At 42.5% G+C, this 11,505-nt stretch carries 7 protein-coding genes and 4 tRNA genes; 2 read left to right on the top strand and 9 right to left on the bottom strand.

What is annotated here, in order from left to right; translation table 11 throughout:
• The 9 genes from I6E83_RS02870 to I6E83_RS02830 all read right to left on the bottom strand — a co-directional run.
• A partial coding sequence (locus I6E83_RS02870; RefSeq protein WP_227680777.1) for a GTP-binding protein occupies positions 1-280 on the bottom strand: 280 nt, incomplete at its 3' end.
• A 447-nt stretch (positions 281-727) separates the two neighbouring features.
• Positions 728-802 (bottom strand) — tRNA-Thr (locus I6E83_RS02865).
• A gap of 120 nt (positions 803-922) precedes the next feature.
• Positions 923-996: transfer RNA gene (locus tag I6E83_RS02860), tRNA-Gly, on the bottom strand.
• An 83-nt stretch (positions 997-1,079) separates the two neighbouring features.
• Positions 1,080-1,163: transfer RNA gene (locus tag I6E83_RS02855), tRNA-Tyr, on the bottom strand.
• A gap of 67 nt (positions 1,164-1,230) precedes the next feature.
• Positions 1,231-1,306: transfer RNA gene (locus I6E83_RS02850), tRNA-Thr, on the bottom strand.
• 192 nt (positions 1,307-1,498) lie between these two features.
• The gene (gene trpE, locus I6E83_RS02845; protein ID WP_197099878.1) at positions 1,499-2,995 is read right to left on the bottom strand and encodes an anthranilate synthase component I; all 1,497 of its coding nucleotides are present in this window, start codon (positions 2,993-2,995) and stop codon (positions 1,499-1,501) included.
• Positions 2,996-3,277: 282 nt separating this feature from the next.
• Positions 3,278-4,525, bottom strand: a complete 1,248-nt coding sequence (locus I6E83_RS02840) for an FHA domain-containing protein (RefSeq protein WP_110921698.1) — start codon at positions 4,523-4,525, stop codon at positions 3,278-3,280.
• A 112-nt stretch (positions 4,526-4,637) separates the two neighbouring features.
• Positions 4,638-5,492, bottom strand: a complete 855-nt coding sequence (locus tag I6E83_RS02835; RefSeq protein WP_110921699.1) for an RsiV family protein — start codon at positions 5,490-5,492, stop codon at positions 4,638-4,640.
• A gap of 188 nt (positions 5,493-5,680) precedes the next feature.
• A complete protein-coding gene (locus I6E83_RS02830; RefSeq protein WP_110921700.1) occupies positions 5,681-7,276 on the bottom strand; it encodes a peptide chain release factor 3 in 1,596 nt (531 codons plus the stop codon).
• Positions 7,277-7,686: 410 nt separating this feature from the next.
• On the opposite strand from I6E83_RS02830, the gene I6E83_RS02825 reads away from it, so the two are divergent.
• Both I6E83_RS02825 and polA read left to right on the top strand, forming a co-directional pair.
• Positions 7,687-8,100 (top strand): organic hydroperoxide resistance protein, encoded by a 414-nt coding sequence (locus I6E83_RS02825; protein WP_197099877.1) that lies wholly within the window; start codon positions 7,687-7,689, stop codon positions 8,098-8,100.
• A 256-nt stretch (positions 8,101-8,356) separates the two neighbouring features.
• Positions 8,357-11,347, top strand: a complete 2,991-nt coding sequence (gene polA / locus I6E83_RS02820; RefSeq protein ID WP_413787042.1) for a DNA polymerase I — start codon at positions 8,357-8,359, stop codon at positions 11,345-11,347.
• Positions 11,348-11,505: the final 158 nt, after the last annotated feature.

Genomic DNA, 11,505 nt, shown 5'->3' with positions numbered 1-11,505 from the left:
TGATCATGTTTTTAACATAATCGGCGTGACCTGGGCAATCTACGTGAGCATAGTGACGTGCATCTGTGTCATATTCTACGTGTGAGGTGTTGATGGTGATACCACGTGCTTTTTCTTCTGGGGCTGAGTCAATAGACGCGTAGTCTTTAGCTTCGCCACCTGAAGTGATTGCAGCTACAGTTGCGATAGCAGCTGTTAGGGTTGTTTTACCGTGGTCAACGTGTCCGATGGTACCAACGTTGACATGCGGTTTTAGACGTTCAAACTTGGCCTTTGCCATGGGTATTTCCTCTTTTTTTTGGTGAATCTTTATCAATCAAAGATCAGTGAATAGCTGTTTGACGGCTCATGATGCAGGTAAGACCATCAAACCGTTGACGCTATGGTTTATCTACTAAAACTGTTCTGTAATCTTGCTAAAATCTATGCATTCAAACCATGCATTTCAACTTCATACAGATAAATATTATACTTACTTTTCAATCTATTGAACATTGCCAACTATTATATAACATCGCTGTTGCACTAATTTATCTTACTGTAGCTTATCTACAAATAAACTTAGTATTTATTAATAAATTGACAGCACTAAAGGGCAACACCTCAGTGTCACCCTTAAATCATCAATTGCTGTACTGTATTTATAATGTTCAATATCCTATGCTTTCGATATCGATGCAACGCTGTTTAAAATAGCAAAGCAAACACAAAAAGCTTAAACAATAAATGGAGCTCATATCGAGAATTGAACTCGAGACCTCTCCCTTACCAAGGGAGTGCTCTACCGCTGAGCTATATGAGCATGTTTTTAATAACTACAGTACAAATAATATTGTAGATTTACTAAAAAAATATCACGACACAGTTATCATAAACTGATTATCGTGATGTATTATTGATAATTTTTGCGATGGTGTATATATGGAGCGGGTGGCGGGAATCGAACCCGCGTCATTAGCTTGGAAGGCTAAGGTGTTACCATTATACCACACCCGCATTTACTCTTATTCTAAAGGACTCTAATCGAGAGTCTCTAAATATATAGAGTATGCTTGGCGCTATGACAAACTTAGAAAATATGGTGGTGGGAGAAGGATTCGAACCTTCGAAGCTTTCGCGACAGATTTACAGTCTGTTGGGTTTGACCGCTCCCCAATCCCACCTTAGGTTGCTTTAAACAAAAATGACTTTAGTTTAAGACATATTCATAAAAAGCTACTTTAAGAGAGATGGTGCCGACTGCCGGGATCGAACTGGCGACCTACTGATTACAAGTCAGTTGCTCTACCAACTGAGCTAAGTCGGCTTGTTCTCTTAAAGTGGTGGCTATTCTATCAAATATTTTGAGATGCGCAAGCTCTTTTTCATCTTTTTTTCAATTATTTTAATAAAAATATTTAAGCTATTGATTAAATTAGCATTTTTATAAATAAAGATATGGCATTAAATTGGCTTTTTGCTCAAAGCATTTGTTTTTGCCACACAGATGGCTATTTAACTAGCGAATGTGCAAACCATTACACGCCATTTTTACTGCTTTTAACAAGGCAAGTGCTTTTTTGTTGGTCTCATCCCATTCAGCTTCTGGAATAGAGTCCGCGACGACACCCGCACCTGCTTGGATATGGATTTTTCCGCGGCGCATGACAGCCGTACGGATAGCAATAGCGGTATCCATGTTGCCATGCCAGCCCAAATACCCTACTGCACCACCAAAGACCGTTCGACGTACTGGCTCTATCTCATCAATGATTTGCATGGCGCGGATTTTGGGTGCCCCTGTTAAGGTGCCCGCTGGGAACGTCGCACAAAAGACATCCAGTGCGTCTTTATCAGGCAATATCGTACCCTCAACGTTAGAAGCAATATGCATCACTTGTGAATAGCGCTCAACAAACATCTTTTCGGTCACCTTAACACTACCGTACTCGCAAACGCGGCCAATATCATTGCGACCCAAATCAATGAGCATCAAATGCTCAGCAATTTCTTTTTTGTCATTGAGCAGTTCTTGCTCGAGCGCTTCATCTTCTGCTTGGTTTTTGCCACGTTTACGAGTGCCTGCTAATGGTCGCACTGTTACTTTGCCATTTTCGATACGCGATAATATCTCAGGCGATGCACCAATGATGTCAAAGCGTTTATGATCGTCTAAGGTGTAGCCATGCACCAAGAACAGATAAGGTGATGGATTTAAAAACCGTAGAGCACGATAGACAGCCAGTGAGTCGCCGGTATAATCAGCTGTCAAACGCTGCGCAGGAACGACTTGCATGACATCACCTGCTAAGATGTAGTCTTTAATCTTATCGACGTCACTACAGTACTTCTCTGCACCTGTTTGTGAGGTAAACGTCGGCGTCGGCATCACTGGCGCGCTTAGATTTGGCATCTCTGCTAACTTCTCTTCAATTTTTTCTAATTCACGGATAGCATTACTGTAGCCATCTTCACTATTGCAGTCGGCATAGACGATGATAGATAACGTGTTTTCTAAACTATCAAAAACTATTACGCTCATCGAAAGCATCAGCCACATGTCTGGCATCGACATTGGATTGGGTGCATCAGACAAGCCCACGCTTGGCTCAATGACGCGTACCATGTCATAGCCAAAGTAACCTACCAGACCACCGCTAAAGCTCGGTAGCATAGCGATATCGGCTGCTGTGGGCATATTGTATTGAGCCATCAGCTGACGAATATAATCAAATGGATCATCTACTGCATTTACATCCGTCTGATCGTTTCTTTTGACCGTCATATTGCCATCTGTATATTGCAAAATCAGATCACTACCCAAGCCAATCATCGAATATCGTGCCCAGCGTTCACCGCCTACAACTGACTCAAATAAATACGCTGAACCATTCAGATCACGTACCTTAGAAAACACAGATACTGGCGTTTGCGAATCCATTAGACGTTTTTTTACCAGTGGTGCATGACTAAAGCCACGGTCTTTAAAAGACTGATATTCTTCAAAGGTCATCATAGTAAGGCTCTCTTAGCAACATATTGGCAAAAGATAAAAAGAATAGAAACAATAAAAAGGTATAGTCGGTTTAATGACATTTGGATACAAGGAAGGCGAGTGAAAGTGCTACAAATAGCAGATTAAGCGAGAATGACACCGTATCCAATTTATAGAGGATTGACTATAGATAAAATATAGCGTCAACACTCTACTGAATGCTGACGCTATAGAAACTCGCTTTTACAGCTTAACCGCGAAAGATATGAGCTATCTGGCTAGTGTTGTATAAGCGACTATTGGCTATACAACGCCTTTATTAAACAACCATAAAGCTAACCCAACGATGAGAATGGCAACAAATACCCATATAAACCAACCACCGCTTGGTTTTTTCTCTATATGTCCTGCATTGGCTGGGTTGTTGACTGCCTGATTTGCCGCGTTGTTGCCTTCGGTACCAAGATCACGAGACTGGCCTAGATTGGCTGTACCTGAGAACTGTGCAGTGGCTGCTTGCTTAGCACGTAAGACATCAGGGTCAGCTTCTTCTTGCAGCTCAGTCGTCGTCGTTTTATCATGCTCTGGTTCGACTACTGGCTCTTCATTCACTACTTCTTCTTCGTGTATCACTTTTTCATGCACGGCTTCTTCATGTACAGCCGACTGCTCTACTAATGGCTCACTCTCGTCCACTACTGGCGATTCAGGCTCTGTCGCTACTACTTCTTGCTCAGCTACTTCTTCTGCGACCACTGGCTCTTCTAGTGTTTCTTCTTCTACTACAAGCTCTGGAGTATCCTCTACTGGTGCAGACTCTATACTTTCTGCGGCAGATAAGACTTCCTCGATACCTGTTTCTTTGACAATTGGCTCTTGTGGGGCTGGTTCAACTGTTTCAGTGGCATTCTCTATAGGCAGGCTAGTATCAGGTGTTTCATTTGTTGATTCTACTACTGCCTCTGACGCTGTATCGACAGTTACTGTCTCAACACTTTCGTCTGTAGCAGGAAGCATATCTTCAATACCTGTTTCTTTCACCACAGGTTCATCGATGGTTGGGTGTTCGATGATGTATTCTTCGAACTCATCTGCTTTGGTAGTAGTCTCAGTAACAGCAGCTTCAGTATTACTGTCATCAGCAGTATTCATATTAGCCGTTGCATCCTCTACCGCTACAGGTGCTAACGACTCAACATTTTCTACAGCAGCCACAGGCGCATTTACCAAAAAGCTAAAGCTGGCAAAGCCAATCGTGTCATCTACTTGCAATAGGCTTGACTGGTTGCCTTCGATACGCTGCTCATTGATAAACGTACCGTTCGATGAGTCCAAGTCTTTTACATATAACTGACCATCTAATACGCTGAGCACGGCATGATTGCGCGATACTTGCTTGCTGCCGAGTACCACATCATTATCACTGCCACGTCCGATAGATAGGCTGTCATCGACCGTCAGGGTCAGTTCTCCAAGCGCTTCTGTCAATGCATTAAGCTGCCAAGTACTCGTTGATGCTGTCGGGTTTCCGCTGTCTATATTGTTTGTCATGATGCCATTCCTTATTTTTCTATTAAATTTCAAATGATTTTAGCTAAATTATTGCCAATTTTTAAAGCGATTTTGATATTAACCGTTATAAATAATACCGTGTCTATTTGCGCTATTTAATGATAAAACGAGGCTTGATAATACCGTTAAGCTTGCTATATGGAATGCTTAATACAGGCATACCATAAGCATATGGACCGATAGAATAATGCTGATAGCGAATGTCGATACCTTCATCCGTCATCGTTATATTATCACTCAATGTAAACGGCCAGTTTTTTTCATAACTACTGACATCGTCGTCCACCGTTTTAACCCACGTTTTATAAGCATCGTATGCAAGTGCTTCGAACTTTGATTTTTTACCTGATTGAAGCATATCATCAAGTTTAATTTGTTTTTTGGTGCTTAGATCAAATACTAAATACTCACTATAAGGCATGCCATGAGCACCACCAGTGAAGACATAGGAGGCAATTTCGAACAATTCAAAATCACTCACATGCCCCAAATACTCAGGCGTGACCATCAAACTATAAGCCCATGAACTGCCTTCAGGAATATCTATAAATTGTGAGCCAACAAAGTCATCAATCGCTGCGTTTACCGCTGCCTGATTCAGTTTCATTTTGATAGGTGCTGACTCAGTCGGTTTACTATTGACGACTAACGCATTGATACGCTCATTCGTCATATCATTTATCCAACGATGATTGGTATTCAAATATTTAATATCAATCTCTGGACAGTTATCACGCTCTACACATTGTGCTTGTATGTTTTCTGGCAACTCATAATTCAAATAATCGGTACTGCTAATGAGATTACCTGCATTTGCAGGTATAGCGACGACCACTAGCAAAAAACCACTAGCCAATAGACCCATCAGACGTGCATGACTCGCTTTCATCGATGAGCGCAGACGTAATGATGAGTTATTAATATTAAATGGATTCGTAGCGTTCATATAGCCTCTTTCATAAACATACAACATTGCTTAACATTTTACCGTAACAATAATGATGTATTGTAGGAACACTGTTTGTGTTTTAAGAAATTACCAGTTTTCAAGCGTTTATTACGTAAATTATAGGTAATAAAAAAGACACGGCTAGCGTGTCTTTAGAGATGAATCATATCGTGGGATAATGAATTTTAATGCTCACGAGTATTACTAAAAGTGATTTCTGGATAGCGATCTTGCATTAACTGCAAGTTAACCCGCGACGGTGCAAGATACGTCAGATAGCCACCACCATCGAGCGATAACTGGTCATGGGCTTTCTTCTTAAACTTGGCCAGTGCCACTTCGTCATCACAGTGAATCCAGCGTACCGTTGCAATCGATACTGGCTCAAAGATACATTGAACCTTGTACTCTTCTTTGAGGCGATGTGCGACCACTTCAAACTGTAGTACACCAACTGCACCCAAGACTAAATCGTTGTTAATCTGCGGCATAAAGACCTGTGTTGCGCCCTCTTCACTTAGCTGCTGAAGACCTTTTTGTAGCGCTTTAGATTTTAGCGGGTCTTTGAGTATCACACGGCGGAACAATTCAGGCGCAAAATGTGGAATACCGGTAAAGTTTAGCTCTTCACCTTCTGTGAAACTGTCACCGATTGAGATGGTTCCGTGGTTGTGCAAGCCGATAATATCCCCTGGATACGCTTCTTCTAATGCTTCACGATCACCTGCCAAAAAGGTCAAAGCATCAGCAATACGTACATCTTTACCCAAACGTACATGCTTTAGCTTCATACCTTTTTCATACTTGCCCGAGCAGACTCGTAAGAATGCAATACGGTCACGGTGACGCGGATCCATATTGGCCTGAATCTTAAAGACAAAACCACTAAAGTCGGTCTCAGTCGCGGCGACTTCACGCTCATTGGTCGGATGCGCTTTGGGTGGTGGTGCATATTTAACCAGAGTATCAAGTACCATATTGACACCAAAGTTACCCAGCGCTGTACCAAATAATACTGGCGTCATCTCGCCTGCTAAGAACGCTTCAACACTAAACTCTTCTAGCGCCATTTGTACGAGCTCAAGCGACTCTTCAAAGGCATCAAACATCAACGTCCCTAGACGCTCACGTATATCAGGATAATCATAACCTTCTCGGGTCTCAGAGACCGTCATCTTGCCGCCATTACCTTTTTCATAAAAGTAAGTTTTGTTTTCGGTCAAATGATACACACCCACGAAATCCTGTCCCATACCAATAGGCCAAGTCACTGGAATACATTTAATCTTTAAAACTGACTCGATTTCACTAAGCAGCTCAAGTGGCTCACGAATTTGACGATCGAGCTTGTTGACGAATGAGATAATCGGTGTGTCACGCATCCGGCAGACTTCCATCAGCTTGATGGTTCGCTCTTCGACGCCTTTTGCCCCATCGACCATCATCAATGCACTGTCTACTGCGGTCAAAGTACGATAAGTATCTTCACTAAAGTCAGCGTGACCCGGGGTATCTAGCAGGTTGACCATATGATCTTGATACGGAAACTGCATGACTGAGGTGGTAATAGAAATACCACGCTCTTGCTCCATACTCATCCAATCTGAGGTAGCATGACGATCAGTCTTACGGCCTTTTACTTCGCCCACTACCTGAATTGCCTGTCCCCACAATAGCAGTTTTTCAGTCATGGTGGTTTTACCAGCATCGGGATGCGAGATAATGGCAAAGGTGCGGCGTTTGGCCACTTCTTTGTTTAATTTCTTTGGATCTACGCTCATAGTTTTCGGCTTCAACAGTTAGTCATTTAGAAATCAATCTAAATAAATAGAATAAATAATGGACGTATTGTAGCCGATTTAGCGTCAAGGTGCAGAAATAGCGCATAAAAAAACACGCCCTAATAGTCAAATAGAGCCTATTGGCGCAATTTTTGAATTAATAGTGGCGTTCAATTTGGGCCGCTGATAAATCTTCTGTCATTGACCAAGCGAATGCCTACTACATCTATGTTTTCAGCGAATACTAGATATGAAATTCATCACAGAATCCTTCAATTACAAATACACAGTATATATTTACGACGGGGCTATACAGTTGACTTAATGGTTTGTTATGCTGAAGCTCGTATCAAAACGTACCCGTTAAATATAAAGTAACTATAAAAACTGACAACAAAAAAGGATGTGTTATGAAAACTCTATACTCTACCAAAGCAACTGTTACTGGCGGCCGCGCAGGTTCAGCCAGCTTGAGCGACAGCGATCTCACTATCAATATGGTAGCGCCAGGCTCAGGCAAAGATGGCAATAACCCAGAGCAGATGTTTGCGATAGGTTACAGCGCTTGCTTTGACGGTGCACTTGGCGCTGTTAAGCAAATGGAAAAAGCAAAGTTTGATTCACAAACGTCGATTGAAGTAGACCTATTACAAGGCGAAGGTCCTGATTATAAGCTAGCAGCTAGAATCCATGTCATTGGTGAAAACACTGAATTGTCTGCTGATGAGTTCCAGCAACTGGTTGAAAAAGCACATCAAGTATGCCCATACTCAAAAGCAACACGTGGCAACATCGATGTAGAATTGACTTCAGAAGTAAAATAATACAAGCTCGACGGTTAAGCAGCTTGATCATTAAAGCTGTTTGATTGTTAGGTAAGTTATGAAATAAAGAACTCAGTTCACACTGGGTTCTTTTTTTATGTGTGATTCAACTGTCTTATGACACGCATCATTCATATCAATAAGCAATTCAATAGGTGATACTGAACATCTCGTAACGGTTAAGCAGTTCGGCACACACTGATTTTATCGTTATAATAAGCACATATTTCTATCTAATAGCTGATAAGTGACCTTTATGACTGATCCTATGACCGACTCCATCACCGACAGTGACCACAACTCCCATCAAGCGATTGATCCTGCCGCATTACCAAACTTTGAAACCATGCCCAATGTAGCGACGATGGACACCAGTCACGTTGATAAAAACCAGCCACCTTTTATCTTGGTTGATGGCTCTTACTATCTGTTTCGCACTTATCATGCCTTACCAAAAACCATGCAAAACTCGCAAGGCCTGATAACCAATGCCATCCGTGGCACGCTCAATGCGCTGCTCAAGCTGATGCGCCGTTATCACCCTACGCATATGGCCGTCTGTTTCGATACCAAGTCACCGACTTTTCGTCACCATATGTCTGCTGATTATAAAGCGGCGCGTCCACCCATCGACGTAGAGCTAGTAGAGCAGATTCCTTATATCCATCGTTTGGTCACCGCGTTAGGTCTTCCCCTGTTGCGTATCGAAGGCGCAGAAGCCGATGATATCATCGGTACACTTGCCCATCGTGCTGTCGCTGAAGGTCATCATGTCGTCATCTCAACGGGTGACAAAGACATGATGCAACTGGTCAATGACTGCGTTATCTTAGAAGACAGCTTCACTGGTAAAGTTACGGACACCGAAGCCGTTATTGAAAAATTCGGTATTAACCCAAATCAGATGATTGATTTCTTGACGTTAATGGGCGATGCCTCAGATGGTATCAAAGGTGTGCCTGGTATCGGTAAAAAAACCGCAAAAGACTTACTCGTTGAGTATGGCGATATCGGCAATATGTTAAAGCATATTGGTTTTATCAAAGGTCGCGGTGCCAAAGGTTTGATTGAACATGCTGATGATATTCCGTTTAATAGAAAGCTAGCTACCATCGTGACAGATTTAGGTATCGGTCAAGACTGGAATGATTTGAAAATCAATACCGATCCTTGTGCTCATATAGACGAGTTACGTGAACTGTATAATGAGCTTGAGTTTAGAAACGAGCTGGCGTCTCTCGACCACCCAAATCATCCTGCCAATGCTAATGGGAACGGCTCACAAAGTGTCGCTGACAGTCAAGCGAATGCCGAATCACAAGCGCAAGTGGCTAAGTCGCTACAATCAAGCAGTATTGAGAATATCCAAGATAGCAAAGCGCATGATAGAGCATGGCATACAGTGCTTGACGAGCCAGCTTTTGAGAGTCTGGTTAAGCTATTAGAGTCTGTACCGCATTTTGTCATCGATACCGAGACCACTAGCATCTATTGGCGTCAAGCTGAAATCGTCGGTCTCTCCTTTGCTGTGCAAGCCCACGAAGCCTATTATATTCCGCTGACGCATAGTCTAGAAGGTGACGAGCTAACAACTAAACAGCTCGACTGTGACACCGTTTTGACATGCCTAAAGCCAATTTTAGAAAATTCAAACATCGGTAAAATCGGTCAACATCTAAAATACGATGCTCATATTCTCAGTCATTATGATATCGATTTGGTCGGTGCCATTCATGAACAACCCAATAACTGGGCCATGGATACCATGCTTGCCAGCTATGTGATTAACGCTGCCGCCACTCGTCACGGTATGGATGACTTGGCACGTCATTATCTACAGACGCAGACCATCAGCTATGAAGACGTCGCTGGTAAAGGCGCTAAGCAAGTCACTTTTGATCAAGTCGCCATTGATATCGCCAGTGACTATGCTTGTGAAGATGCCGACATTACCTATCAATTATTTGAGGTATTTAGCGTTGAGCTAGCTAATGATGCCAATAATGCTAAATTGCTACACGAGCTAGAAATTCCAACAGCAGAGATACTTTGCCAAATGGAAGCACATGGTATTTTGATTAAACGTCCATTCTTAAACGAGCTATCAAAACGCTTTGATGAAGAAATTATTGCACTTGAAAAACGCGCTTATGAAATCGCTGGCGAAGAATTCAATCTTGGCTCACCGAAGCAGCTTGGTGAGATGTTGTTTGAAAAGCTTGGCGTTGCTGGTGGCAAAAAAACCAAATCAGGCCAGTACTCTACTGGTGAAGCAGTATTATCAAAAATAGACCACCCATTAGTCGATATCACATTGGAATATCGCAGCCTATCTAAGCTAAAGAGCACTTATACCGATGCGCTTGATAATGTGGCAGATAGCGAAACTGATCGTGTGCATACCAGTTATCATCAGGCACTGACCAGCACTGGTCGTTTATCTTCTACTGATCCCAATTTACAAAACATTCCTATTCGTACCGCGACTGGTCGATTAATTCGCCAAGCCTTTATTGCTCCAGAAGGTCGTGTGATTCTCGCAGCGGATTATTCACAAATTGAATTGCGTCTCATGGCGCATTTTTCAGGCGATAATAATTTAACGCATGCCTTTAACGAAGGTTTGGATATTCACGCTGCGACTGCCGCTGAAGTACTGGGTAAGGATGTTGCAGAGGTTACGTCAACTGAGCGCCGTAATGCCAAAGCCATTAACTTTGGACTACTGTATGGCATGAGTGCCTTTGGTCTGGCCAAGCAATTGCAAATGAGTCGTAATGAAGCGCAAGACTATATCGATATGTATTTTGACCGCTACCCAGGTGTCAAAAACTATATGATCAATACTCGTGCAAGCGCTCACGAACAAGGCTATGTCGAGACAATACTGGGCCGCAAGCTTTATACCCCTGATATCACTCACAGCAACCGTATGGTCAAGCAAGGCGCTGAACGTGCAGCGATTAATGCGCCACTTCAAGGCTCAGCAGCAGATTTAATCAAGCTTGCTATGATTGCCGTGGATAAGGTATTGCCAAAAGATCAAGCTAAAATGCTGCTACAAGTCCACGATGAATTGGTGTTCGAAGTCGATGCAGATAAAGTTGATGAGATTAGCCAGTTGATTACTAATGCGATGCAAGATGTATTGACAGTTACCGCGGTCGAGAAAGGCTGGAATGTAGACTTTGCAGTGCCGCTATTGGTTGAGACTGATAGTGGTCAGAACTGGGATGAGGCGCATTAATAACTAAAGCATAGAACTTATTCTACGTACGGTTTATCAGAAAAAGGCTAGGCATTTTGCTTAGCCTTTTTTACATTCGAAGATCTATTAAGTAATGCCTTGATATCAGTAATAGCCCCTTTCTTCATCATGAAAGATAAACTCCCTTGCTATGCAAC

The sequence above is a fragment of the Psychrobacter sp. SZ93C1 genome (assembly GCF_015864635.1).
Classification (GTDB): domain Bacteria; phylum Pseudomonadota; class Gammaproteobacteria; order Pseudomonadales; family Moraxellaceae; genus Psychrobacter; species Psychrobacter fozii.
Note: the sequence above shows the minus strand (reverse complement) of the source record. Positions and strands in the feature narration are given on the sequence as shown.